We start from the raw sequence: 26,413 nt of genomic DNA on the forward strand, positions 1-26,413 counted from the left end.
CCGGCGGCTTCCGGCCCCTTAAGCCGTGATGCTGACGGCCCCGTTTGTCCTCTGGCCAATCAAGGCCGAGGAGAACTCACATGGGCCATTCTCGATTCGATGATGCTAGTCGCGAGCGCGCGGCTTGGAATGCAGGCAAGAAGGTAGGCACTAAGCGTCCGTTCACTCAGAAGCAGATCTGGGCGATCCGGTTTTTCCTCGATCGCGAAAGACGCATACGGGACCGCGCGCTGTTCGATCTTGCAATCGACAGCAAGCTTCGTGGCTGCGACCTGGTCAAGATCAGGATTCGCGATGTGGTCGCCGGACCAGAGATCAGGACTCGCGCGATCGTCGTTCAGCAAAAGACGGGGCGGCCGGTCCAGTTCGAGATCACCAGCGACGTGAGAGCCAGCCTTCTCATCTGGCTCGAACGGCGTGGCGGCACAGTGGAGGACTATGCCTTCCCGAGCCGGGTCGACCATTCACACCACATGAGCACGAGGCAATACGCGCGCTTGGTCGACGAGTGGGTGACCGCGATCGGCTTGCGTCCGGAGGAGTACGGCACACATTCGCTCCGTCGCACGAAGGCGTCGATGATCTACAAGGCGACGGGCAACATCCGCGCCATCCAGATCCTGCTTGGTCACTCCAAGATCGAGAACACGGTGCGCTATCTTGGCGTCGACGTGGAGGACGCGCTGCTCCTGGCAGAGCGGACCGAAATTTGACGTTGGGCGGTCATCCGACGGAAACCCGGATGACCGCTTTGACCAGCGTTAAATCGACGAGTCCACGACGGGGTGGGAAACGGACTGGCGGGTTTGGGGCGGCTACGTCGAGAAAGCTGACCTTCACCGAGTGAACAAGCTTCGGCGGCAACGCGCCCTCATGTCGGCCATAGACGCGAACTTTGCCTCCGCCCAGAAGCAGACATTGCGGTTGACCACGCTGGAGGTCGTGGCTGCGCCAGATGCTTCCGTTGGCGCGAGTGCCGTTGAACAACCGGAGGCGGATCTCATTCAAGCCGTTCGGCGAGGGCCGATAAAACGTCAGTTGTCCCGTTTTGACACTCGACGACCATCGATGGAGAGTGTCGACCGCGGTTCGTCATCCACCAGTTGGCAAGCGCCAACAAGCTCCGGTGACGGTCGACCCCCGGGGCATCCATATATGAAATTACTATGAGATCGGCTGGCGGCCCCTCTCGAATTTATATCCCTCATCCGCCAATTCTCCCGCCACAACCAAGGCATCCATCGCGCGCATCATCGACGGCCGACGGATGCTGCGCGCGCCCACATGGTCACATCCGATTGGAGCCCCGAATGCTTGATGTTCTTTTGCTGGCGATCGGCCTCGGCTTTTTCGCTCTTTCCATCATCTACGGCTTGGCCTGCGACAGGCTTTGAGGAGAACGACGATGATTTTCGACTACGCCCTGGGTGGCCTCGTGACCGTGCTGCTCCTTGGCTACCTCATCTATGCGCTTGTCCGCCCGGAACGGTTCTGAGGGTTTCCATGACAATCAATGGCTGGATACAGATCGCTCTTTTTTGCGTGATCGTCGTTGCGCTGGTAAAGCCGCTCGGCGGCTACATGGCGCGCGTCTTCAACGGCGAGCGCACTTTGCTTTCGCCCGTACTGCACCCCATCGAGCGCGGTCTTTACGCGCTCTCCGGCATCGACGGGCGTCAGGAGCAGCACTGGCTGACCTACGCGGTGGCGATGCTGCTCTTCAATGCGGCCGGCTTCGTACTGCTGTTCGCCTTGCAGCGCCTGCAAGGCGCGCTGCCGTTCAACCCGATGGGGTTTGGCGCGGTGACGCCGGACTCCTCCTTCAACACCGCCGTCAGCTTTGTCACCAACACCAATTGGCAGGGCTATGGCGGCGAGAGCACGATGGGCTACCTCGTTCAGATGGCCGGGCTCACCGTGCAGAACTTCGTCTCGGCAGCCACCGGCATTGCCATCGCCATGGCCCTGATCCGCGGCTTCTCGCGCGCTTCCGCGCGCACGGTTGGCAATTTCTGGGCCGATCTGACTCGCGGCACGCTCTACATCCTGCTGCCGATCTGCGTCATCTATGCGCTGGTCCTGGTGTTCCAGGGCGTGCCGCAGACGCTGTCGTCCTATGTCAACGCCACAACGCTCGAAGGCGCCGAGCAGACCATCGCGGTCGGCCCGGTGGCGTCGCAGCTTGCGATCAAGATGCTGGGCACGAATGGCGGCGGCTTCTTCAACGCCAACTCCGCACACCCGTTTGAGAACCCGGACGCGATCACCAATCTCCTCCAGATGGTGTCGATCTTCGCCATAGGCGCGGCACTCACCAACGTGTTCGGCCGCATGGTCGGCGACGAACGGCAGGGCTGGGCAATACTTGCCGCCATGGGCGTGCTGTTCCTCGCTGGCGTCGCCGTCACCTACTGGGCGGAAGCAGCCGGCAACCCGGCTTTCACAGCGCTGGGGATCGAGGGCGGCAACATGGAAGGCAAGGAGGTGCGCTTCGGGATCGCGCTGTCTGCCCTCTTCGCGGTCATCACCACGGCGGCCTCCTGCGGCGCGGTCATCGCCATGCATGACAGCTTCATGCCGCTCGGCGGCATGATACCGCTGATCAACATGCAGCTTGGCGAGGTGATCGTCGGGGGAGTCGGCGCCGGCCTCTACGGCATGCTCCTGTTCGTCATCCTGGCGATCTTCATCGCCGGCCTCATGGTCGGACGCACGCCGGAATATCTCGGCAAGAAGATCGAGGCCAAGGAGGTCAAGATGACCATGCTGGCCATCCTGTCGCTGCCGCTGGCGATCCTCGGCTTCACGGCGATGGCCGTGGTCCTGCCGACCGGCGTGGCGTCTCTTGCCAATACGGGTCCGCACGGTCACTCGGAAATCCTCTACGCCTACACCTCTGGGGCCGCCAACAACGGCAGCGCCTTCGCCGGACTGTCCGCCAATACGCTTTGGTACAATCTGACAATCGGTCTCGCCATGCTGGCCGGCCGCTTCCTCGTCATTATTCCGGTGATGGCGATCGCCGGCTCGCTTGCGGCAAAGAAGCGCGTTCCGGCTTCGGCGGGCACGTTTCCCACCCATGGCGGACTGTTCATCGGACTGCTCGTCGGCATCGTGCTGATCGTCGGTGGCCTCACCTTCTTTCCGGCACTCGCAGTCGGCCCCATCGTCGAACATCTCGCGATGATGGCCGGCCAGACATTTTGACAGGAACGGCATCATGGCCAAATCCGACACAATCAGCCTTTTCAGCGGCAGCATCATCAGGCCGGCGATCGGCTCTGCCTTCGTAAAGCTCGATCCGAGAGTGCAGTTGCGCAATCCAGTCATGTTCGTGGTCGAGGTCGTGGCGGCGCTGACCACGCTGCTCTTCATCCGCGACCTCGCGACAGGGGGCGAGAATCTCGCCTTCTCGTTTCAGATCATCCTCTGGCTTTGGTTTACGCTTCTGTTCGCCAACTTCGCCGAAGCTGTCGCGGAAGGGCGCGGCAAGGCCCAGGCCGACACGCTGCGCAAGGCGCGCTCTGAAACGCAGGCGAAGCTGCTCGCGGACGAAGCCGCCTCCGACTACAAGCTGGTCCCGGGCACGAGCCTGAAGCCGGGCAATATCGTTCTCGTGGAGGCAGGCGACATCATACCCTCCGATGGCGAAGTCATCGAGGGCGTCGCTTCGGTCAACGAAGCGGCGATAACGGGCGAATCGGCCCCGGTCATTCGCGAATCGGGCGGCGACCGCTCGGCGGTAACCGGCGGTACCCAAGTTCTATCCGACCAGATCAAGGTGCGGATCACGGCGGCGGCCGGTTCGACCTTCCTCGATCGAATGATCAGCCTCGTCGAAGGTGCCTCGCGCCAGAAGACGCCGAACGAGATCGCCCTCAACATCCTGCTGGCCGGTATGACTATCATCTTCGTGCTGGCGGTCGCCTCGATCCCGAGTTTTGCCATCTATGCAGGCGGGTCGATCCCCGTCATCGCCCTGGTCGCGCTTTTCGTCACGCTGATCCCGACCACGATCGGCGCGCTGCTGTCGGCGATCGGCATCGCCGGGATGGACCGGCTCGTCCGCTTCAACGTGCTTGCAATGTCGGGCCGGGCAGTCGAAGCGGCCGGCGACGTGGACACGCTTCTTCTCGACAAGACCGGAACCATCACGCTCGGCAACCGCCAGGCGACGGAATTCCTGCCCGTGCGGGGCGTTGACGCACGCGAGCTTGCCGATGCGGCGCAGTTGGCTTCGCTCGCCGACGAGACGCCCGAAGGTCGCTCCGTCGTGGTGCTCGCCAAGGAAAAATACGGCATTCGCGGCCGCGACATGCAGCAGCTCCACGCCAATTTCGTGCCCTTCACCGCGCAGACGCGCATGAGCGGCGTCGACGTCGAGGGCAGTTCGATCCGCAAGGGCGCGGTCGACGCCATTCTCGCCCATGTCGGCGCCAATCCGAATGCGGCGCTCGCCGTCAGTGGCTCGACAGCTGTCGGCACGCGGGCGTCGAGCGACAGTATCCGTGAAATCCGCGCCATCGCCGACGAGATCGGCAAGGCCGGCGGCACGCCGCTCGCCGTTGTTCGCAACGGGCGTCTCCTCGGCATCATCCATCTGAAAGACATCGTCAAAGGCGGCATAAAGGAGCGTTTCGCCGCCTTAAGGCAAATGGGCATCCGCACCGTGATGATCACCGGCGACAATCCCATGACTGCGGCGGCAATCGCCGCCGAGGCGGGCGTCGACGACTTCCTAGCCCAGGCGACGCCCGAAGCCAAGCTTCAGCTTATCCGCGACGAACAGGCGAAAGGAAAACTCGTCGCCATGTGCGGCGACGGCACGAATGACGCGCCGGCGCTCGCCCAGGCCGATGTCGGCGTGGCGATGAACACCGGCACGATGGCGGCGCGGGAAGCCGGCAACATGGTTGATCTCGACAGCGACCCGACCAAACTGATCGAGGTCGTCGAGATCGGCAAGCAGCTTCTCATGACGCGGGGATCGCTGACGACTTTTTCCATTGCCAATGACGTCGCCAAGTACTTCGCCATCATCCCGGCGATGTTCGTCGCCTTTTATCCGCAACTCCAGACGCTCAACGTGATGCGGCTCGGCACACCAGAAAGCGCGATCCTTTCGGCGATCATCTTCAACGCCTTGATCATCGTGGCGTTGATCCCGCTCGCCCTCAGAGGCGTAAAATACCGCGCGGTCGGCGCGGCAGCGCTGCTTCGCCGCAACCTTCTCATCTACGGCCTTGGCGGCGTCATCATTCCATTCGTCGGCATCAAGGTGATCGACGTAGCAATCACCGCGCTCGGCCTTGCATAAGGACCAACAGAAATGCTCGCACAGCTTCGCCCCGCGCTGGTCATGATCGTGGCCCTCACCCTCCTCACCGGCGTCGCCTATCCCCTCGCTGTCACCGGAATTGCGCAGACGGTCTTTCCCCGGCAGGCAAACGGCAGCCTGATCGAACGGGACGGCAAGGTGATCGGATCCGAACTCGTCGGCCAGTCGTTCACCGGAGAGCGTTATTTCCATACGCGCCCTTCGGCCGCCGGCGACGGCTATGACGCTGCGGCATCCGGCGGCTCCAATCTCGGCCCGACCAGCAAGAAGCTGATCGAGCGTGTCACGGCCGACGCGGCGGCCCTCAGCGGCGAGAACCCCGGAGTTCCCGTGCCCGTCGACCTGGTGACGACGTCGGCAAGCGGGCTCGACCCGCATCTCTCGCCCGAAGCCGCACTTTTCCAGGCGCCGCGTGTCGCCAAAGCCCGCAATCTTCCGGAGGACCACGTGCGCCAACTCGTCGCCGCCCATATCGAGGACCGGATCGTGGGAATATTCGGCGAGCCCAGGGTCAACGTGCTGCGACTGAACTTGGCCCTTGACGCTGAAGCGGTACAGTAGGAGGACGCGATGCTGCGGATAACAGACCTGCTCAGCCTGGAAGACGTTGGTCTGGACGTCAGAGCTATGTCCAAGAAGCATGTGCTGCTGGAACTCGCCAGAATGCTGGCTGCCCAGTCAGGCTTGCCCGATACCGTATTTTCCAGGCGCTCACCGAACGTGAAAACCTGGGCACTACCGGATTCGGCCAAGGGATAGCGGTGCCGCATGCACGGCTCCGCGAGCTTGGGACGACCCATGCCGCCCTTGTCCGGCTGGCCGAGCCGGTGGATTTTGAAGCCGGCGACGATCGACCTGTCGATCTGGTCTGCGCTATCATCGGACCTGAAGGCCCGACACAGGAGCCGTTCGAAGCGCTGGTCAGCGCGTGCCGCGTCTTGCGAAATCCGGAAACCCTGGCAAAGCTCCGGCAGGCGGGTAGCGCTGCCGCTGTTCACTCCATTCTGGCCGAGGCAGTTTGAGCAGAACCCGATCGATGTCCGACCACAACGTCAAGGACAAGCGCCCATCCCCCGAGGCTCTCCTCGAGGAGGCGTCGCGTGAGTCGCGCGGCCATCTCAAGGTCTTCCTGGGGGCCGCTCCCGGCGTGGGAAAAACCTACGAGATGCTTCTCAGCGCGGCAGGGCGGAAGCGCGAGGGTGTCGATGTGATTATCGGCGTCGTCGAGACCCATGGGCGCGCGGAGACAGAAGCCCTGGTGAAAGGGTTCGAGATCGTTCCGCGCCGCCGCATGGATTACAAGGGCCGCGCCATCGAGGAGATGGATCTGGATGCCGTTCTCGCTCGCGCGCCGCAACTGGTGCTGGTCGACGAACTGGCGCATACCAACGCGCCCGGAAGCCGGCATCCCAAGCGCTACTTGGATGTAGACGACCTGCTCGCCGCCGGGATCGATGTTTATACCACGGTCAACATCCAGCATCTTGAAAGCCTGAATGACGTCGTGGCGCAGATCACGCGCATACGCGTCCGCGAGACCGTGCCCGACGCCTTCATAGACCGCGCCGACGAAATCGAGGTCATCGATCTGACGCCCGGAGACCTGATCCAGCGCCTGAAGGAAGGCAAGGTCTATGTCCCCAAGACAGCGGAACGGGCGCTGACCCACTACTTCTCGCCAGGCAACCTGACAGCACTTCGCGAGCTTGCGCTCAGACGCACCGCCCAGCGTGTCGACCAGCAGTTACTCACGCACATGCAGGCTCATGCCATCTCAGGGCCTTGGGCGGCCGGTGACCGCGTGCTTGTGGTCGTCAACGAGCATCCGAAGGCGGCAGCACTCGTGCGATACGCGCGCCGCCTGGCCGAACGGCTGCGAACGCCCTGGGTGGCGCTCTACGTCGAAACGCCGCGCGCGCTGCGTTTGACAGAGGCCGAACGCGATCGCGTCGCGGACGCCTTGCGCCTTGCCGAGAAGCTCGGCGGCGAAGCCGTCACGATCCCCGGCAGCGGGCTCGCGAAGGAGATCATCGGTTATGCCGAGGCCAACAATTTCAGCCATCTTATTATTGGCAAGAGCCAGCGGTCTCGCTTTCATGAATTGCTTTTCGGATCCGTCACCTATGACATCGTGCGCGGCGCCGGACACATTGCCGTCCATGTCATCGCGGGAGCCGAACGCGATGCTTTGCCGGGAAAAACAGTGGCGACACGCGATGTGTCGGCCGGAGTTGAACTCCAGCCATACCTGGTCAGCATCGGCCTCATTGCGGTGGCGCTCGCTTTCGGCTTGCTGCTTGCCCAGTATCTCGATGTCGACAATGTCGCGCTGGTCTTTCTGACCGCGGTTCTGGTGAGCGCGGTCGCCTATGGTCTTCTGCCCGCGCTCTTCACCAGCGTCGTCAGCATGCTTACCTTCAACTTCTTCTTCATACATCCGCTCCACACATTCACGATCAGCGATCCCGAAAATGTGGTCGCGCTGTTTTTCTTCTTCGTGGTGGCCCTGATCGCCAGCAACCTGACGGCAAGCGTGCGCAGCCAGGCGATGGTGGCGCGCCGGCGCGCCAAGACGACCGAGGATCTCTACCTCTTCAGCCGCAAGCTCGCGGGCATTGCGACTCTCGACGACCTGCTTTGGGCGACCGCCTCTCAGGTCGCATCCATGCTCAAGGTCCGGGTCGTGCTCTTTCTTCCGAGCGATGGCTCCATCACGCTGAGGGCGGCGTGGCCGCCCGAGGACGTTGCCGAGGAAGCCGATCTGGCCGCGGCCAAATGGTCATGGGAAAACAATCGGCCGGCAGGCCGCGGCGCCGACACCTTGCCTGGCGCAAAGCGCCTGTTTCTGCCGATGCGCACCGGACGCGGCGCCGTTGCCGTCATCGGCATCGACAGCGACAAGGCCGGCGCCATCCTGACACCCGACCAGCGGCGGCTGCTCGATGCGCTCACCGACCAGGCCGCGCTTGCGATCGAGCGCGTGAACCTTGCCGAAGACGTTGACCGGGCGAAGCGCGCGGCCGAAAAGGACCAGCTCCGGTCGGCGCTCCTCACCTCCATATCGCACGATTTGCGCACCCCGCTTGCCTCCATCCTCGGCGCCGCCAGCAGCCTCGGCACCCTGTCGGGACTCGAAGAGGCAGACAAGGCGGGACTTCTCTCGACGATCCAGGACGAAGCCGAGCGTCTCAACCGCTTCATCGCCAATCTTCTCGACATGACGCGGCTCGAATCGGGAGCGGTCGCGCCGAATATGAGCCTTCACGACATCAGCGAAGTGGTAGGCGCCGCTCTCCGGCGGGCTGACAAGATCCTGTCGCATCACCGAGTCGAAACGAAGATCGCGGCCGATCTTCCGATGGTGAGCCTCGACGCGGTGCTGTTCGAGCAGGTGCTGTTCAATCTTCTCGACAACGCCGCCAAATACGCGCCGCCGAACTCGGCCGTCCGCATCCAGGCCTGGCTCGACGATAACATGGTGCGGCTGCAAATCCTCGACGAAGGGGGAGGCATTCCGGCCGACGACCTGAACCGCGTCTTCGACAAATTCTACCGCGTGCGTAAAAGCGACAGCCAGCGTGCCGGCACGGGTCTCGGTCTTGCCATCTGCCGCGGCTTCATCGAAGCCATGGGCGGCTCCATCGAGGTTGCCAACCGAAACGATCGCCCCGGCGCGGTCTTCACGATCGCCATTCCAGTCCCGGAGGAAACTGGCAAATTGGACACGGCGGCATGAGCTCGCGCCCAATCAGGGTTCTGGTGATCGACGATGAACCTTCCATCCGGAAACTGTTGCGGACAAGCCTGGCTACCCAGGGATTTCAGGTGTTCGAAGCCGCGAACGGTCGCGAAGCGCTTGCACAGGTCGAGCAGGCCGGACCCGATCTCATCATTCTGGACCTCGGTCTGCCCGACATTCAGGGGCACGAGTTGATCCGCAAGCTTCGGCAGCAGGAATCATCAGTTCCCATCCTGGTGCTTTCCAGCCGGACAGACGAGACTGGTAAGGTCGAAGCCTTGGATCTCGGCGCCGACGACTACGTCACCAAACCATTCGGCACGGACGAACTTTTCGCCCGCATCCGCGCCGCTCTCAGGCACCGCCTTCAACAGCAGGGCGAAAGGCCTGTGTTTTCCAGCGGCGACCTGTCTGTCGATCTCGTACGCCGCATCGTCACGGTGCGCGACGTCGAGGTGAAACTGTCGCCGAAGGAATATGACATCCTGCGTCTGCTCGTTGCCCATGCCGGCAAGGTTCTTACGCACCGATACCTTCTGAACGAGGTGTGGGGCGGCGACACGGACGTGCAATATTTGCGCATCTATATCCGACAACTGAGGCAGAAGATCGAATCCAATCCGGAGCGACCAGAGCACATCATCACCGAAACGGGCGTCGGCTATCGCCTGCGCACAATGGACTGACGGATCTTCAGCGTGGGCCGGGTATCGGCGTCGGGAAGTGCCGATCCTAATATCCCTGAGCTGCCAACAGCTTGGTTCATAGTCACTGCGTGATGACGATGTCGGCTATCCATTCCATTCAGGTCATTGCTCGCGCCCGGCCCGTACGTCGCCAACGGTCACGGAACGAAACGTCACGATGGCTCGCTCCGCATCCGCAGAGCACCAGGACCATTCCGTCAGGCAATAGCGGCGAACTTTTCCACCAGCTTTGTCGGACCGGATACGATCAGCAGATCGCCGCGCTCTATGACGGTTTCCGGGGTGGCGTAGGTGAAATCGGTCCGCGGCCGTTTCACGCCGACGACGGTGACGCCGTACTTGGTCCTTACGGCGGAGTCCGCCAGCGTCTTGCCGACAGCCTCTCGCGGCGTCCTCGTCTTCACGATGGCGAAGCCGTCGTCGAATTCGATGAAGTCGATCATCTTGCCCGTTACGAGATGCGCCACACGCTCGCCCATGGCGGCCTCCGGATAGACGACGTGGTGTGCGCCCGTCCGCTCCAGGATACGACCGTGGTTCGTGTTCACGGCCTTCGCCCAGATGTCGGACACACCCAACTCGGCGAGCGCCAGAACGGTCAAGACGCTCGCTTCGATGTCCGTTCCAATACCGACCACGACATGATGGAAATCCTGCACGCCGAGACGCCGCAGGACGTCGGCATTGGAGGCGTCGGCTTCCACCACATGGGTGAGTTGGCTTGACCAGGTCTGGACGAGGTCAGCGCTCTCGTCGATGGCGAGAACATCGTGACCGAGACTAACGAGGGACTGGGCAACGGCGCCGCCGAAGCGGCCGAGACCGATGACGACGACACCGTCACCGTGGGATGTGCTGCTTTTAGCCAACGATTGGGCGCTCCTCTGGATAGCGGAAGGGGTCATTGCGTTCTCGCAGCGCGAGCGCGCTGGCGATGGTGATCGTGCCGACGCGTCCGACGAACATCAGTGCAATGATGACCAATTGCCCGGCAGGGGGCAAATCTGCGGTGATCCCGGTGGACAGGCCTACGGTCGCGAACGCCGATATAACCTCGAACAGGACATCCTGAAGCGCGAAGCTCGTCACGCTCAGGAGGATGAATACTCCTGCACCGACCGCTCCAACCGCTAGCAAGACGATCGTCAGCGCTTGGCGCTGGACAGGCGAACCTATGCGGCGACGGAATGCGGTCGAATCCGTCTGGCCGCGGATCTCGGCCCAAACGACAAAGCCCAGAAGAAAGAAGGTGGTGACCTTGATCCCGCCTGCGGTGCCGGCGCTGCCACCCCCGATCAGCATCAGGGCGTAGGTGACCGCCAGCGTTTCGATCCGCATGCCTCCCACATCGATGCTGTTGAAGCCCGCGGTTCGCGTCATCACCGAGTGCATGCCGGCGTTCAACAGCTTTTCGGGTAATTCGAAGGGGCCGAGTGTCGCCGGATTGGTCCATTCGTAGGCAGCCGTCGCGACCAGACCAGCAACCAGCAAGAAAGCGGTCCCGAAAAGCGTGATCTTTGTGTGAATAGACCAACGTGCAGGGTGCCGTATCCCCTGCCGAAGTTCAAAAACCACGGGAAATCCCAAGCCGCCGATGACGACGGCGGCCATGATTGCAATGAGCACGATTGGGTCGAACGCGAAGCCGGAGAGACTGTCGGAATAGGTGGAGAAGCCCGCATTGTTGAAGGCGGAGACCGCCTGAAAAAGCCCGTGCCAGAGAGCGTCGCTCCATGCGTAGTCGTAAGCGTAGCGCAAGCGCCAGGCAAGCACGGCGGTCGTCAGCATTTCGATGGTCACAGTGACCAGCAGGATGAGCCGCAGGATTGCCGCGACATCGCCGAGCATAAGGCTCTTTGTCTCGGCTTGGGCGACCAAGCGGCGGCTGAGTTTCAGCTTCCGGGTAACCAGGAGCCCCAGGAGCGTCGCTCCCGTCATGATCCCGAAGCCGCCGATCTGGAAAAGCGCAAGAATGACGCCTTGACCGAATCCGGACCAGTAGGTGGGTGTGTCCTGAACGATCAGCCCGGTCACGCAGACGGCCGAGGCGGCCGTGAACAGGGCCGTCAGCAGCGGGCCCCTCCTGGGTCCGCACGCGAGATCGGTAACATCAGCATTGCCGTGCCCGTAAGGATGGCAAATAGGAATGCCAATGGCACCAGTCGAGCGGGGTGCTGTATCGATCGTCGCAAATGCCACCCTTATTGCTTGACCCGCTGAACAAGGCGGAACTACCGCTCTACAGCATACCGCCCGGAGTTGGTCCACCCTGGAAGCGGCTCAGACCCCCAGCGGCCGCCAAAGCGCACGAATAAATACTAAAGCGACATTATTGGCGACCGTTCAGAGGTCCCGGTTGCGCCATCTGCGGAAGTTCGAGGCATCGCCGATGAACGGCAGCCGTCGGACTTGTTCCAGAAGTTCGGGTGCAAGCGCACTATTGGCGCAAGTCGGGCCCCATTGCCGACGTTCCCGCCCCAATATTCCTGGCGAATAATGGATCCTGCTTTGGCGGCAACTAGCGCTGACGGCACGAGGCTCCAACCGTTGTTCGGCCTATCTCCCGCTGCCGGGCCACATACGGCCGGCCGTCACTCCGGCAGCCCCGCGATCCGCATGTGTTCGATCCAGCGGTCGAGGCTGGGAGCAGCCCACATCTTCTCCCACTGCTTGCGTTGTTTGCTGATGGAGTCGCCGGGCGAGTCCTTGAGGAAAACCGCAAGCGCTTCCTTTGCCTCCCGCTGGTTTCCCAGACAGGCGTGGATCCCCGCAAGCATTCGGTGTGCGCCGCTCGTAATTCTTGACATTTTCCGCATCGCGGTCAGCGCAGCCCCGCAATCGTTCTTTTCCCACAGCGCCCAGCCCATGTCCCAGTGGTACCAGTCAGGATGGAAAGGATCGATGCCCTTGGCCTGCTCGATCCGATCGATCGCTTCGTCAATTCGGCCGGCAAAGATCAGCGGGGACGCACTGCCGGCGAGGATATTCGAGGCGCTGGGATTGAGGGCGATCGCCTGATCGTACCGCGCAATGGCCTGCTCGATCTCTCCGGCTTCGGTATGAATTTTGGCGCGGACATAATGCGCATTGGCATCGTCCGGAGCGAGCAGGATTGCCTTGTCCGCGTATTCGGCGCCGCGCTTCAACGCCTCGTCGGGGTTGTTCTCCTGCTTGTGCCAGAATAGCGCGTCATTGCGATAGGAAAAGGCCAGCCCGATATAGCCGAACTGGGAGTTCGGATCCGCTTCGATCGCCTTGAGGCTGAACTGCCGTAGCAGCTCGTTCCCCGCAGCAGAGAAATCCTTGTCTGTCTCGGCAAACCCCATCTGGACATAGCGGAGCGCGCTGACCTGCGCAGTGTCGCTCTGTGGCAAGGGTCGCTCGATCCTGCGCCCGACCCGATCCGCAAGCGTGCGGATGATCTCCTCCTGGACGACGAAAAGATCGCCAATCTCTCGGTTGTAGGTGTTGGCCCAGACATGCGATCCGTCATGCGCGTTCAGCAACTGGGCGGTCACTTTCAGCCGCTCTCCGATCTTCTGCTGGCTGCCTTCAAGCAGGTAGTCGACGCCGAGTTCATCTCCGATCTGCCTGGTGTCGACCGGCTGGTCGCGGTACCTGAAGCTCGAGTTCCGGGCGATGACGGTGTAAGTCTTGCTCCGTGCCAGCTCGGTGATGATCCCCTCGGCGACGGCATCGCTGAGATATTCCTTGTCCGCACCGGTGCTGAAGTCCTCGAAGGGAAGCACCGCAATCCTCGGCATGTCGCTCGAACGAACCGGGGCGGCTCGCCAGGTCTCCATGCCGTAGTATGCGCCGATCGCTGCCGCGACGAGAACGACCGCTGCAAGAATGAAGCCGGGTCGCGAGAATCGTGACTTGGCTCGTTCTGTGCCGACCGCGGCGTTTGGGTCCGCCGCGTTCGATGGATCGGCATTCAGCCGGTAACCTCTCTTTGGGAGGGTTTCCACGATCACGTGCCTGTCGTCGCCCAACGCGCGGCGAATATCGGCAATGCATTGAGTGAGGCTGTCGTCGGTCACGAAGGTATCGGGCCAGACCGCCTGCATCAGCGCATCCTTGGACACGATCTCGCCCGGTCGCGAAGCGAGCAAGGAGAGCACCTCGGCAGTCTGGCTGCGCAGATTGACCGCTTTGCCTTCGACGGTTCGGAGTTCTCTGCTTTTCGCAAGAAAAACAAAACCGCCGAACGTGATCGTTTCAGCAGATTTCGGTTCGATTTCAGGAGCCGTTCGGGACATTTCACCCTCCTGGCGTGCTTCCTAGCCTAGCCCATTCGGCCGTCGCTTCCAAGCGATCCCATCAGCACCGGATGGAACGGAGGAAGACATGAATCACACCAAGCCCATCATCGCTCTAGCTCTTCTTTTGGTAGCGCAAACGGCAGCAAAAGCGGATTCCCGCATCGCGAGATTCTGTGGCCTTGACCATGCCAACGAGGTTGCTTCGGGAGACGACGTCCGTTCCAACCCTGACGGTTTCTACGTCGTTAGCCTTAGGGAACAGGTCAGCGAAGGCGACCCTCGTATCATGCTAACCACGAGCGATGCCTTCTATCTCTGCACCCGATCTGTCGCGACCCCCGATATGGACGCGACGAAGGCGCTGCTGCTGATAAACGAACGCACCGTGAAGTACCTCTTCGTGCCAGTCATGCGGCGCGACACGCGCTCGTCATCCTGAACAGCCGACCTCTATGTGCTGACCGGCAAGCTCGGCCAGAGAACGCCCCACGGGGTGAGCTATGCCGAAGCCGGCACAGCCATGGTCGGACACGGGGCCGACACGCCGATGGAGGTCTTCAGCGCCGGCACAACCGGATCTCGATGAACTGGCCATCTTCGTGGTGGACGTCAATCGACCGTTCTCGTCGCCGGCCAAGTTCGACTGAGGCGTAGTTTCCGGGACGGGGCGGCGTGTAACCCCCCGGAAGGAGTACCATGCTTATCCTGCAGCAGGGGAGGAACTGATGCGCGCTGGAATGCTGTTGCTGATATGTTTCTGTTTGATCCCGATGACATCCCAGGCGGCAGCCATTCACGACGCCGCCAAAAAGGGCGACATTGCGGCCATCGCGGCTGCGCTGGATGCGGGTGCAAACGTCAACGAATCTGATGGTCTCGCAGCGCCGCTCCATTATGCGATCAATAGGCAGCGTCTTGATGCGGCCAAACTGCTGATCGAGCGCGGCGCAGATGTTAATGCCGTCTCGAAGATTGGGGGTACACCCCTGATGGCGGCGGTGGCAAAAAACCGGTTTGAATTCATCACGCTGCTGTTGGCGCATGGCGCAAATCCGAACTCGACCGCGGGGAAGCAGACTCCCCTCCATTTGGCCGTCAAGCGCGGCTGCCTAGACTGCGTCAAAGCGCTGGTCGAAGCGGGCGCTGATGTCAACGCCCGAACAGCGGACTCCTTCGCGCGGACACCCATCCATCTTGCCAGATTTTACGAGCATTCCGAGATATCCGACTATCTCATGGCGCATGGCGTCGTGCTGCCGAAGCCGGCACCGATTGTCGAGAAATTGGTTGCCGCCGATGTCGAGAAGGGCCGGATTTATTTCGGCAGAAATTGCGACGGGTGCCACGCCAACGAACCAGGCAAGGGCGGCAAGACTGGTCCGAATTTGTGGGAGGTCGTCGGCCGAGACAGGGCATCGGTGCCAGAATTCAATTATTCCAAGACTTTGCGGGATTGGGAGGGCGCGTGGACTTACGAGGATCTGAACACCTTTCTTTATGATCCCCTCCTCACCACGCCCGGTGTCCTCATGGAAATTTCCGGCGTTCCCGACGAGACCGAACGTGTTAATCTGATTGCCTATTTGCGTACGCTAAGCGACAAGCCGATCCCTCTGCCCTAGGTCCCGGCTGATGCGCGAGCGCGGCATGCAACTCGATGTGCTGGCCATCTTCGTGGTGGACGCCAATCGGCCGTTCTCGTCGCCGGGCAGCCTCGACTGAGGCGACGTTTTCGCGGGGGCGCAAATGTTTGGTACGAGGCGAGGCGGCACCCTTCGCTTACACGCATCATGGAATGTCAGGTTTGGACATCAATCCGGCCAATGATGGCAATTCCTGCTACCTGCGCTTTCCCCGATTTTAGGACGGTCCGGCAATGAGGTCGCAACCGCTGACTTGGGTCAAATCACGTTGATGCTCCGAAGGAGCCTGAAGGTCCGCTTCTGATAATCCGAGACTCGAAGCTGCCAATCCGCTTCCGGCCCCGGTTCCGACATGCGTTCTAGGACCGCAGCGCGCTTGCGATCTTCTGCCACTCGGGAATGTCGTCGAAGCCGTACTTACGCAGTCCGGACAACTTTGTGAAAAGGTCGAAGGAGTGAAGCGTCTTCAGGATCAGCAGCGGCGCATTGTACGAAGCCATCACAACGCCCGAAAGAGTGCTTCGTCGTTCGGAAAGCAACGTCTCGAGGACCGCGCTTTCATTTCGGGGATCAGCGAGCCAGGCTCCGTCTTCGGAAACGAATGTTACCGACACAGAGTCGGCAGCTGGGTGAACGATCTCGCATAGTTTCGCGTATAGAGGCTTCACTCCGGGGATTTTCATCCGATCGACGTAGTCAATGTACTTAAACGTCTGCATTGCCTTGTGACTGTCAGGTGCTATTTCAGTTTTTGCCACTTTGCGGGCATGCGAGAAGTGTATCAGGGAATCTTCCAGCTCCTTCGAAATGATCATCGCGTCAGGGGCGTGACCTGAAATTTCAGCCTTGACCGCTTCCTTAATTCTCGCGAGCGTATGCGCCACCGGACTCAGGCTATGACCGATGTCGCCTGCCGACTCGATAAGGCTTCTACATGCTGACGCGCAGCCGTAGAGGCTTCCAGCCTCATGTTCACGGATCGCAACCTCGATCCATCGGGTTGTTCTGAAAACCGATGCGACGGATGCCATATGCGCCCTGTTGAGCATCTCGGTCCAATAGACGCGCCCAGAGTACTCCCGGCCAGTTTCTTCATTCAGAGACTTGCGCTCGAATTCGGACAATTCCTCGAACGTGTACTTCTCCTTGATCAGGTCAGGCGCGATATCATTGATAATACGACCGTAGATTTCGGAGGTCTTTCCGAACACGGTGGACATTTTCTTGATGTCCAGGTGTAGTGACGGTGTCGGGGGTGAGCCACTGGCCATGAAGCCTCTATCGCCTATCGAACTTTCCGGAACAGCGCTTCCTGCCCGGCCATGCCGAGCATTGGAATCGGTCTACCACCGGATTGCAATAGGGCGTCACTCGTCAGCCGACCGCTTTCCCTGAACCCGGAAGCGATTGTTGAGCGATAGCAATTGAGCCGTGTCCAGCATGCGTCCGCGCGTAGTGCGGCTAAAGGTCAACAACTTCGTAGTTCAAATTTACCTCGGATCGGATGAGTTGACGAAGGCTGCATGCCGGATACCGCTCACCAACCAGCGCCGTGATTGCATTTCGCAACTCATTCTTCGCCCGTGAACCGAAAATCACACTATGCAAATCCGCTGCTGCGAATGGCACGAACTCGCGAGCCGCGTCGGGTTGCCAGCCATCGCCAGCGACGATGCGCCATTCCTCTTGCGCCGCCCAGGCCTGCGTCTTCGTGTAGACAAAGAGGTCGTGCAGGCTTTCCTCCTCATCGAGCGCCCGTCGCCCGGAAAGCCAATCAATGAATCCCTCATTATCGAACAGCACGGGGACTTCAGCCACGTATGCAACGGGCCTTGCGAGCAGGAAAAAGCTGTCGTCGCTCGTTGGTGCATACTGCAAGACCGCGCCCTCGTGATTGCCCGCGTAGAGGCCCCACATCGGCGCGATAGTGGCGCTGGCCGAAAGGCAGAGTACCTTGTGGTTGGAACATACGCCCGCAATTAGATCGCAGAAGCGCTTCAAATCCGCATTCCATTGCCGAACGCGGTCGGCGAGTTGGGGACGCATGAACGCGTCGAACTCTGCACGCTCAGGGGGATGCGGGAAAAGGAAACGCAGGGCGAGCAGGGCGCGGCCAAACTTGTTGCCCGCTGGGATTGGTACAGGCCCGTAAGCTGACTCCCAAATCTGATCTAGCGCTCCAACGATCACAGTTTCCTCGTCAATGTTCATTGCGAGGTTGAGTCGCATATCGAATTCATCGTCGAAGGTGCTGGGCCGCCCGAACTGAAGAGTACCATTTTGAAGAATCGCCAACGCCGCGTCAGGTGACGCGTATTTGTAAAGGCTACCTGGCAGATTCGGATGGGGTTGAATTGGCATACGCCACGCTAGCCGACACAGACCCAAAAAGCATCTCTTTGGATGTCCGCGTTTCTTAGTAGCGTGCGGCGATTTCCGGCCTGCCGCCTCCCGGACGAGGTCGGTAGGAACCGGCAGCTTTTTGCCGCTCCCCTGCATTTCCTCGAGCAGCACATTCTCCGGTCAACAGGCGCCCCGCTGGCGCGGGCCGAAGTTCTTTCGCCTGATGGAGAAAGGGGGCGCTGCCCCCTCTCCCCTGCAAGGAGAAAATCGGTCTCCCCGTCCTTCCTTCGCACGGGTCTTGCCCGCGCTTCGTGCAGGATCGACGCGGATTCGCATAGCGGGTCCAGCGCGCCCCTTCGGCTTTGCCTCGGGCGGGTGATTCCCCTCCGATTTGTCTCCTTGCCCCCTCTCCCCCGCTGTTCCGCACGAGCTCGGGAGCAGGAGCGGGGCTCCTGCCCCTTCGGGCAGGAAGCCGCTTCGCGGGAAAAGGAAATCAGGAGAAATCATCATGACCGACACCATCACCATCCCATTGAACAAGCTGGACGCGGACCCGAAGAACGTTCGCAAGACCTACAACGCCGAAGGCGTCGAGGCGTTGGCCGCAAGCATCCGAGCCGATGGCTACCGGCTGTTGCAAAACATTGTCGTTCGGAAGGGCGACAAGAAGGGCCGCTACTTCGTGACGGCAGGCGGTCGCCGCCGTGCTGCGCTGCTTCTGCTGGCCGAGGCTGGCGAGATCGCGAAGGATTTTCCCGTCGAATGCAAGGAGCGCTCCGGCGAGGACGCCACGGGAATCAGCCTTTCCGAAAATGTCATGCGGGAGGACATGCACCCGGTCGATCAGTACGAGGCCTTCAGCGTCCTTGCCAATGAGGGCAAGGAAATCGCTGATATCGCCGCTCGTTTCGGGACAACCGAAACCATCGTGCGCAAGCGGCTGGCGCTTGCCCGCGTGTCGCCGGTGCTGTTGCAGATGTTCCGCGACGAGGACATGAGTTTTGCGCAGTTGTCGGCCTTCACCGTCAGCGACGATCACCAGCGGCAGGTTGAGGTATGGAGTGCCCTGCCCTCTTGGAACCGTGATGCTTTTTCCATCCGGCGCGCGCTCACCGAGGAATTGGTTGCCGCGACGGACAAGCGTGTCCAGTTCATCGGCGGATTGGCCGCCTATGAAGCGGCGGGCGGCGCGGTAACTCGCGACCTTTTCGATGAACGCAACGCCGGTTATGCCACTGATACGGTGCTGCTGGAAAAGCTGGTGGCCGAAAAGCTTGAGGCGGCGGCCGGGACGGTACGTGCCGAAGGCTGGAAATGGGTGGAGTGCCGCACTTCCATGCCGGAAGGACTTCACAGCATGGAGCGCCACTATCCGGAAGACGTGAGCCTTTCCCAGGAAGATCAGGCAGTGCTCGATGCCGCGCAGGCAGAATATGACGAGCTTGCCGAACTGATCGAGAGCGGTGCTGCCGACGACGAGGCCGAGGCTAAGCTTGAGGAAGTTGAAAAGCGGATTGACGCCCTGACCGCCCGCACGGAAGCCTATAGCCCCGAGGCACTGGCGAACGGCGGCGCTTTCGTCATGCTCGATTATTGCGGCAGGCTTTCCATCGAGCGCGGTTTTGTGAAGCCGGACGATGCCGAGGTAACATACGAGGACGAGGGCGACGAGGGCTTGCCGAGTATCGCAGGCGAAGCAAAGCCCGCAATTCCGACCGTCACGCATTCGGCGGCTCTGATAGAGGATCTGACGGCCCACAAAACCGCAGCGCTGCGCATTGAACTGGCGAACAATCCTGACGTTGCCCTTGTCGCCGTTGTGCATGCCATGCTGTTGCAAGTGGCCTATCCATACAATTCGGAGCAAAGCGCGCTTCAACTGTCGATCACCCATGAGCGGTTGAAGCCTTCGATGAAGGACGCCGAGAGCTGCAAGGGCCTTGCGGCGTTCAGTGACCTGTCCGAAAACTACGGCCATCACCTGCCGGGCAATCCCGCCGATCTGTTCGATTGGCTGCTAGAGCAGCCGCAGGACGCGCTTCTTTCGCTGCTGGCCTTTGGTGCCGCTCATGCGGTCAACGCGGTAGAGAAGAAGTTCACCGACCGCAAGGAGGGCATTGAGCAGGCCAACCAGCTAGGCCGAGCACTTAGTGTCGACATGACCGAGTGGTTCGAGACGACCGGCGACAGCTATTTCAAGCACGTCAATCGGACCACCATCGAGCTTGCCGTGGCCGAAGCTAAGGGCCGGGAGGCGGAGCTTTCCGTCAAGGCAGCGGCCAAAAAGACCGAAGCCGTCATGATCGCCGAGCGACTTGTTGCCGGTAGTGGCTGGATACCCGCCCCTGTGCGGATCGCTGCCGACGACGACGCGAGGCCTGTCGAGCACGAAACGGACACCGAGGATAACGAGCAGGTCCCCGAAGCGGCTGAATAGACATCAGCCGCAGGCCGGTTGCGTGTTCTCCCGCGCGACCGGCCACCTTTTATCAAAAGCGCGGTCGAGGCCGCCGCTGAATGAATAAGGCCGGATCCGACTGTCCTTATTTACGTTTTGAGGGGAGGCCCGAGCCCCCTCCCCTCAAACTCCCTGCCCCGCCCTGGATAGCCGACATGGTCCGCCATGCCGGCTCTTTCCTACTTCAGCGAGCCAATACGGTATACTGACTTAAAGGCAGCCGAATATGTATTGCACTTGGAAAACACGGAAAAGCAAGGAAATGCGCCTTATGCGAGCCCATCAGGCTCTTCCGGCGAGCGGCGCGTGTACCACAATTATTGCGCCAAAACGGTTATTCCGGTTATGCTTCGCAAATCATCGGGATCAGCATGATTCCGACTAGCGCATTCTAACGTTTTAAGACGGAGAGACAGACCGGCCCAGAAAAAGAAAAACCGCTCCCGAACGAAAATCCGGAAGCGAGTTTGCAGTGAAAAAATAAGCCAAAACCTTTCTCGCAAACCCTCCCTTCCTTGTCAACTGAGAAACACCGCTTCGGTGAACGGGGAAGCTTTGCCTGGTCCCTAACAAAGGAGACGAGGACATGGGTGACCCCCATACGGATCGGCGGCCAATCGGTCGCCGAATGACGCCACAACGTGCCGATTACCGGCGACTGGCACAGTCGGCCGAGATCGGAACGGTGACGCGCGGCCAGCTTGCCGTGCTTGCACAAAACCTCACTTGCATTGGATTGATCAGCGCGACCGAAAGCCATCTTTTGGTGACTCTGGTCAACACGGCCCCGGCCGAGGCCTTCGACAAGTCCGGCCGTCCGATCATCTTCAAGTCCAACCAGCAGCTCGGCTTCGAGATCGGCCGCTCAGCCGGTCGTGTGAGCCGTATGCTGTCCAGCCTTTTCGACGCCGGCTTGATCACGATGCAGGATAGCGGCAATTACAAGCGCTACCCGGTGCGAAATGGCGATGGTGCGATTGTAGACGGTTGCGGCATCGACATGCGGATCCTCATCGCCCGCTATCGCGAGCTCGACCAGCTCGTGCGGCAGGCCAAGGCCGAAAAATCGGCCGCGAGCGCAGCATTACGTCGCTATCGCGGCGCGCTGCGCAACCTTCGCTATGCTCTGGCAACGGTTACGAGGCTGTCGGATCGCGCCCTGGTTCGCATTGAGGGCCGCGTCGAACGGGTCGTCGCCCTTGTCGGCGTTGCCTCCAGGGCGCCGAGCGCCCTTCTCCGGCGGGCCTCGGCACTTTTCGACTGGTTTGTGGAGCGCCTGATGCAGCTTCCGCTGCGTTCAGAATCTGCGTCCGAAACAGAAAATTCGACATGCACGTATGCCGAAAACGGCATACACAAACAGACTACAAACCCTGATCCTTTTGAAGAGAGTAATGACAATCGGCGTTCGGCTGACGCCGAACAGCTTCATCTGCTAGAGGCTGGCTCCGCCAGCAAGAGGGCTTATGAAACAAGCCTGGAGCGCGCTTCGAGCCAAGTCAATGGGCGAGAGCGCCAGCCGCAGGCGGTAGTGGCATTGCAAGACCTGGTGCGGGCAATACCGGCCTTAAAGGCCTACGGCTTTGCCCTGCCCCGCAGTTGGGCCGATCTGGCGCGGCTCGTGCCGCTGATGTGCCGCCTGACGGGCATTTCCGATGATGCGCGACGCCGCGCCATCGAACAGATGGGCGAGCAGCAAGCAGCGGTCGCAATCGCGGTGACGCTGCAGAAATACGACTGGCAGGAAGTAAAACGGGCGGCTACTTGCGGGCCATGACGGACCGCGCTGCCGCCGGCGAGCTTCATCTTGCCCGCTCGATTTTCGGGCTGGCAGCCCGTAATTCCATGGAGGCATTGAATTGACATTTCGAACGATATTGGCGGCCATGGCCGCAATCTGGTGCATGGATGCGGCGGCCGAGCCGTCGGCATGGTCCGGCCAGGCGCGGGTAATCGACGGCGACACGATCAGTATCCGTCAGCAGCGCATTCGGATTGCCGCGATCGATGCATGCGAACTCGACCAGACCGGCTTAAAGGACGGCCAGACCTGGCGTTGCGGTGTCATTGCTCGCAGTCACCTTCGAAAGATGATCGATGGACAGCATGTCCGTTGCGAAATCATCGACCAGGACCGGTATCGCCGTTTGGTCGGGCAGTGCTTCATCGGCGATACCGATGTTGGCCTCGCCATGGTGAACGCCGGGCTAGCCGAGGCGATGCTTCGATATCTGCCGTCTTCCCACTCTATCAGCCTGATTGAGTACGGGGAGGCCGAGAACCGCGCGCGTGGCAAGGGTCTGGGGATCTGGTCGGCTGAGATCGAAAGTCCGCATCTCTATCGCCGCGCCAAGTCCTCACAGATGCCTTAACCCCAGATAGCCAAATTGGTGCTATCGAACGGCAAATGACGTGAGCCATATTGCTTCGCGCTTTGGCGCAAAGACCGCGCAAAGCTCGTTGCACGGTCTCGAATAATGACTAATATAGGCTCATTTCTTGTCCTGTCAGGTCGACAACGAACAGGGTGAATGTTGCCAAAAACGTCATGTCTCACCCCTCCCCGGTGGTTGCTTTTGACGCTCGTTCGCACGTCGACGCGGTTTGCGCAAAGCCGGCTGTCCCAAAAATTTCCCCGCCTGCGGCTTCCTCGCGCGACAAATTTTTTCGCCCGCCGGCCTCTTCCGCTGCGCTCCAGCCTTCGGTGCACACCGCTTTCCGCCGTGCCATGTGAACGATCATCGCAACCACCAAAGAGGAGTGACTGACATGACCACCACCAACTACATCCAGTTCGATGCTGACGACCTCGACGCCGCCAAGGGCAAAGGCCTCATCTCCACCATCGAACGCGACCTGGACATCGCCGCTGTGCCGTTCAGCTCGGACAACGAAAAAGCACCGACGCATCGCGTCTATGCCAAGTCGCCGCGCGGCCATGACATCGAGGTCGGCGGCATCTGGAAAAAGAAGAACGCGGAGGGCAAGCCCTACTATACGCTCTCGATCAAGCGCCTCAGCTTCAACGCCAATCTCGGCCGCTTCCCGGGCCAGGACGACCCGACTCTGCAGGCGATCATCGAATGGGAACCCCGCGATTAATCGCAGTAAAGCGCCCGGCCAAAAGCCGGGCGCCCACCTCAGAAACGCCCAAAAGCACCCCAAAGTGCTGGATTTTCAGCACTTTTCTTGTTACAGTGCAAGGCAACTGGAGATTTGCCGATGAACATCCATTCCGCACGTCCGGATCGTTCCCCGGAGGCCATTGCCAAGCGCAAGAAGGCCACCGATCAGGCGCGCGCCGCCAACATCCGGCAGGGCTACGCCCACGATCCTGTTCTCGAGGCGGCCAACGCCCGGTATGTCGCCGGCGAGATCACGTCGGAAGAATTTCGCGTGCAGATGCAGGCGCGTTTCAAGCGCGCCTGACGCTCCAACTCTGGTGTGCACAAGCCGCCTGCGATCACGGGCGGCTTTTTTCATGAGGAATCGTATTGGCGGACGAGGCAAAGGGATCGTACACCTACCCCGACACGCCCGGCGATCCAGATCGCGCCGGTGTCCTACGCAACAAGTTCGGGCTAACCAAACACTCGGAGCTGGGACCGGCTGAGTATGCCATGACGCATATTCGACAGAGTGAGATTGGGGAGGGCCGCGGCCCGAGCGGCAATTTCGACAAGGAACATCTGAAGGCCATACACGGCTATATTTTCCAGGACGTTTACGAGTGGGCCGGTCACACGCGCAACGAAAGCCCAAGCATCGACGGCGCGCGCGTCGAGCCGATCGGCGACCTTTCCAAGGGCGGCACCTCATTCCTGCATGGCTCACGCATCGACTTCGGACTGGACGAGGCCTTCAAGCCGATCCGCGATCCCGACGTTCTTCGCACTGCTACCCCGGAGCAATTCGCTGAGCGTGCGGGCCAGGTCCTCGCCGAGCTCAATTACGTGCATCCATTCCGCGAGGGCAACGGTCGCGCCCAGGAAGCGTTCATTATCGAGCTTGGCCGCCATTACGGCCATGAGGTGGATTTTACCGTCATCAGCAAGCCGCGGATGATCGAGGCATCAATCGAAACCACAAACGACCCGTCCAGTCCGGCAATGAAGCATGTGCTGGAGGACGGCATCAATCCGAACCGCCGCGAGGCGCTTCGTGCTGCATTTGCCGACCTCGAACAGTGCGGTGAGAAGCCGTTTGAACACAACATCCGCACAGCACGGCTGGGAGAGGAAATCACCGGCCAAATTCTCGGCCATGACGACAGAGTCGCCAGTATCGTCACGGATGAGCGGATCATTGCCGTCGACCGCGCCGACTTGCCCGAACGCTTGCCCGATGGCAGTTCTGAGGTCTCTTTCACCGCTCGCTCTGACTTTTCCCGCCTGGGACGCGAGCAACAGGCCACCGAGGCGCACATGCGGCCCCAGCAGGCCGAGCAGCCGCAGCAGGACAGAAGCGCCGGGCTGAAGGCTATCGAGGCCGAAATGGCGGCGCGGCGAGACCGTGAGCGCGACGACGACGATCACGGTCGATAACCCACACCACAGACAACAGGCTGCCTCATTGTGCTGGCGTCGTGCTGGCCGGCGTCCGCATACTCGGCGCCGTCTCCGTCCGTTGGGTGATTTGACGGACAAGCTACGATAGCCCCTCTCCCATGCAACCGCTGTCGCGGTCCTCCACTCCGTTTCGGCCCTACAGGTGCATGTGCTCGCTTCGGCTATCTCCGTTCTTTGCCGTCAACCAACGGAATGGAGACGGCCATGCAGAGCATCAAGGACACCTACCAACGCATCACCGATACGATCGTCGAGCAGCTTGAAGCCGGCACCAAGCCCTGGATCCGCCCTTGGCGCGGCAGCGTCCGCCACTCCCTCATCCCGCGCCGCGCGACCGGCGAAGCCTATCGCGGCATCAATGTCCTGATGCTGTGGGTGTCCAGCCAGATGTTCGGTTACGAGGAAAACACCTGGATGACCTATCGACAGGCGCAGGATCTTGGCGGGCAAGTCCGGAAGGGCGAAAAAGGAACGCTCGTCGTCAAGTACGGCACGTTCACGCCGAAGGAGCGCGAAGGCGACGAGGATCGCTCGATCCCCTACCTCAAGGGATACACCGTCTTCAATGTCGAGCAGATCGAGAACCTGCCTGACCGGTTTTTCAGCCCGGCCGAGGAGCTTCCGAGCGTTCCTGTTCCGCACTTGGAAACCGTCGAGGTTTTCGTGAGAAAAACCAACGCGAAGGTCAGCTACAGCGGCACGAAAGCCTGCTATCGGCCGAGCAGCGATGACATCCTCATGCCGGGCCGTGACCGGTTTGATAGCGAGGTTCACCTATATTCGACCCTGCTGCATGAGCTCTCGCACTGGTCCGGCGCAAAGCATCGCCTGGACCGTGATCTCAGTGGCCGATTCGGAACGGAGAGCTACGCCGTGGAAGAGCTCGTCGCTGAACTCGCGGCATCATTCCTTTGCGCCGATCTCGGCGTGGCTCATGATCCGTGCGATAACACCGCCGCCTACCTGGCAAGTTGGCTTGCCGTCCTGAAAAACGACAGGCGCGCTATCATCACCGCCGCCGCCAAGGCGCAGGCCGCGGCCGACTATCTGACTTCGCTTCAGCCAAGGTCCGGACTGGAGGCTGCGTAAGGAGAAGCGGTTTCCGACGGATTGTAGGAGTCGGGCTTGCCCCGACTCCGTCATAGTTTCACGTGACTGTCTATATGGTTGTCCGCGGACAACCACTGCTCGCGTCGAGGTGTTCTCCTGCATTCGCAGGGAGTTGTCCGCGGACAACCAACCTCGAAACGGCGTCAGGGTTAAGCGTTTGTAAATTCGTAACGAATCGGGTCTTATTGTAACTGCGCAGTTTACCGCGTCTTAGCTTTAATTGCGCAGTTCGAGGGTCCAGG

At 60.9% G+C, this 26,413-nt stretch carries 21 protein-coding genes and 2 pseudogenes; 18 read left to right on the plus strand and 5 right to left on the minus strand.

The genetic code is table 11. The annotated features are described in order from the left end of the window. Window positions 1–80 precede the first annotated feature (80 nt). From ABVK50_RS28825 to ABVK50_RS28865, 9 genes are all read left to right on the plus strand, one after another. Complete coding sequence (locus ABVK50_RS28825) at window positions 81–713, plus strand: tyrosine-type recombinase/integrase (RefSeq protein ID WP_353646117.1); 633 nt, start codon at window positions 81–83, stop codon at window positions 711–713. A 692-nt stretch (window positions 714–1,405) separates the two neighbouring features. Then, the gene (locus ABVK50_RS28830; RefSeq protein WP_353646118.1) at window positions 1,406–1,495 is read left to right on the plus strand and encodes a K(+)-transporting ATPase subunit F; all 90 of its coding nucleotides are present in this window, start codon (window positions 1,406–1,408) and stop codon (window positions 1,493–1,495) included. 8 nt (window positions 1,496–1,503) lie between these two features. Beyond that, window positions 1,504–3,207: a potassium-transporting ATPase subunit KdpA gene (gene kdpA, locus ABVK50_RS28835; protein WP_353646119.1), complete on the plus strand. Its 1,704-nt coding sequence runs from the start codon at window positions 1,504–1,506 to the stop codon at window positions 3,205–3,207. 13 nt (window positions 3,208–3,220) lie between these two features. Beyond that, a complete protein-coding gene (gene kdpB, locus ABVK50_RS28840) occupies window positions 3,221–5,317 on the plus strand; it encodes a potassium-transporting ATPase subunit KdpB (RefSeq protein ID WP_353646120.1) in 2,097 nt (698 codons plus the stop codon). 12 nt (window positions 5,318–5,329) lie between these two features. After that, complete coding sequence (kdpC, locus tag ABVK50_RS28845; protein ID WP_353646121.1) at window positions 5,330–5,899, plus strand: potassium-transporting ATPase subunit KdpC; 570 nt, start codon at window positions 5,330–5,332, stop codon at window positions 5,897–5,899. A gap of 9 nt (window positions 5,900–5,908) precedes the next feature. Next, entirely contained in the window at window positions 5,909–6,097 is a 189-nt protein-coding gene (locus tag ABVK50_RS28850; RefSeq protein WP_353646122.1) for a hypothetical protein, read from the plus strand. Then, window positions 6,094–6,360 carry a PTS sugar transporter subunit IIA gene (locus ABVK50_RS28855; RefSeq protein WP_353646178.1) on the plus strand — a complete coding sequence of 89 codons (267 nt, stop codon included), beginning with the start codon at window positions 6,094–6,096 and terminating at the stop codon, window positions 6,358–6,360. The genes ABVK50_RS28850 and ABVK50_RS28855 overlap by 4 nt, the downstream gene beginning before the upstream one ends. A gap of 14 nt (window positions 6,361–6,374) precedes the next feature. Further along, the gene (locus ABVK50_RS28860; protein WP_353646123.1) at window positions 6,375–9,074 is read left to right on the plus strand and encodes a sensor histidine kinase KdpD; all 2,700 of its coding nucleotides are present in this window, start codon (window positions 6,375–6,377) and stop codon (window positions 9,072–9,074) included. After that, on the plus strand, window positions 9,071–9,763 hold the full coding sequence (locus tag ABVK50_RS28865; RefSeq protein ID WP_353646124.1) for a response regulator transcription factor: 693 nt from the start codon (window positions 9,071–9,073) through the stop codon (window positions 9,761–9,763). The genes ABVK50_RS28860 and ABVK50_RS28865 overlap by 4 nt, the downstream gene beginning before the upstream one ends. A 218-nt stretch (window positions 9,764–9,981) precedes the next feature. Here the strand turns inward: ABVK50_RS28865 and ABVK50_RS28870 are convergent, their stop codons facing one another. The 3 genes and pseudogenes from ABVK50_RS28870 to ABVK50_RS28880 all read right to left on the minus strand — a co-directional run bounded on the left by ABVK50_RS28870 (window position 9,982) and on the right by ABVK50_RS28880 (window position 14,046). Continuing rightward, entirely contained in the window at window positions 9,982–10,653 is a 672-nt protein-coding gene (locus ABVK50_RS28870; protein WP_353646125.1) for a TrkA family potassium uptake protein, read from the minus strand. Next, window positions 10,646–11,976, minus strand: a pseudogene (locus tag ABVK50_RS28875) (potassium transporter TrkG). Before ABVK50_RS28875 ends, ABVK50_RS28870 begins: the two are co-directional and overlap by 8 nt. A 399-nt stretch (window positions 11,977–12,375) precedes the next feature. Beyond that, window positions 12,376–14,046, minus strand: a complete 1,671-nt coding sequence (locus ABVK50_RS28880; protein WP_353646126.1) for a winged helix-turn-helix domain-containing protein — start codon at window positions 14,044–14,046, stop codon at window positions 12,376–12,378. Window positions 14,047–14,134: 88 nt separating this feature from the next. On the opposite strand from ABVK50_RS28880, the gene ABVK50_RS28885 reads away from it, so the two are divergent. Beyond that, a complete protein-coding gene (locus tag ABVK50_RS28885) occupies window positions 14,135–14,488 on the plus strand; it encodes a hypothetical protein (RefSeq protein ID WP_353646127.1) in 354 nt (117 codons plus the stop codon). Between the two features lie 286 nt (window positions 14,489–14,774). Further along, window positions 14,775–15,671, plus strand: a complete 897-nt coding sequence (locus tag ABVK50_RS28890) for an ankyrin repeat domain-containing protein (RefSeq protein ID WP_353646128.1) — start codon at window positions 14,775–14,777, stop codon at window positions 15,669–15,671. Window positions 15,672–16,051: 380 nt separating this feature from the next. Here the strand turns inward: ABVK50_RS28890 and ABVK50_RS28895 are convergent, their stop codons facing one another. Both ABVK50_RS28895 and ABVK50_RS28900 read right to left on the minus strand, forming a co-directional pair. Further along, window positions 16,052–16,912, minus strand: coding sequence for a hypothetical protein (locus ABVK50_RS28895; RefSeq protein WP_353646129.1), 861 nt, complete (start codon window positions 16,910–16,912; stop codon window positions 16,052–16,054). A gap of 241 nt (window positions 16,913–17,153) precedes the next feature. Continuing rightward, window positions 17,154–18,206, minus strand: coding sequence for a DUF2971 domain-containing protein (locus ABVK50_RS28900; protein WP_353646130.1), 1,053 nt, complete (start codon window positions 18,204–18,206; stop codon window positions 17,154–17,156). A 337-nt stretch (window positions 18,207–18,543) separates the two neighbouring features. On the opposite strand from ABVK50_RS28900, the gene ABVK50_RS28905 reads away from it, so the two are divergent. The 7 genes and pseudogenes from ABVK50_RS28905 to ABVK50_RS28935 all read left to right on the plus strand — a co-directional run bounded on the left by ABVK50_RS28905 (window position 18,544) and on the right by ABVK50_RS28935 (window position 26,150). After that, window positions 18,544–20,472 carry a ParB/RepB/Spo0J family partition protein gene (locus tag ABVK50_RS28905; RefSeq protein WP_353646131.1) on the plus strand — a complete coding sequence of 643 codons (1,929 nt, stop codon included), beginning with the start codon at window positions 18,544–18,546 and terminating at the stop codon, window positions 20,470–20,472. 607 nt (window positions 20,473–21,079) lie between these two features. Next, window positions 21,080–22,356, plus strand: a pseudogene (gene repC / locus ABVK50_RS28910) (plasmid replication protein RepC). Window positions 22,357–22,379: 23 nt separating this feature from the next. Beyond that, window positions 22,380–22,865 carry a thermonuclease family protein gene (locus ABVK50_RS28915; protein ID WP_353646179.1) on the plus strand — a complete coding sequence of 162 codons (486 nt, stop codon included), beginning with the start codon at window positions 22,380–22,382 and terminating at the stop codon, window positions 22,863–22,865. Between the two features lie 397 nt (window positions 22,866–23,262). Continuing rightward, entirely contained in the window at window positions 23,263–23,595 is a 333-nt protein-coding gene (locus tag ABVK50_RS28920; protein WP_127404257.1) for a DUF736 family protein, read from the plus strand. A gap of 120 nt (window positions 23,596–23,715) precedes the next feature. Beyond that, a complete protein-coding gene (locus ABVK50_RS28925; protein WP_353646133.1) occupies window positions 23,716–23,922 on the plus strand; it encodes a hypothetical protein in 207 nt (68 codons plus the stop codon). Window positions 23,923–23,987: 65 nt separating this feature from the next. Then, window positions 23,988–25,037 (plus strand): Fic family protein, encoded by a 1,050-nt coding sequence (locus tag ABVK50_RS28930; RefSeq protein ID WP_353646134.1) that lies wholly within the window; start codon window positions 23,988–23,990, stop codon window positions 25,035–25,037. A gap of 228 nt (window positions 25,038–25,265) precedes the next feature. Then, window positions 25,266–26,150 carry a zincin-like metallopeptidase domain-containing protein gene (locus ABVK50_RS28935; protein ID WP_353646135.1) on the plus strand — a complete coding sequence of 295 codons (885 nt, stop codon included), beginning with the start codon at window positions 25,266–25,268 and terminating at the stop codon, window positions 26,148–26,150. Window positions 26,151–26,413 lie beyond the last annotated feature (263 nt).

The organism is Mesorhizobium sp. WSM2240, from assembly GCF_040438645.1.
Lineage (GTDB): Bacteria > Pseudomonadota > Alphaproteobacteria > Rhizobiales > Rhizobiaceae > Allomesorhizobium.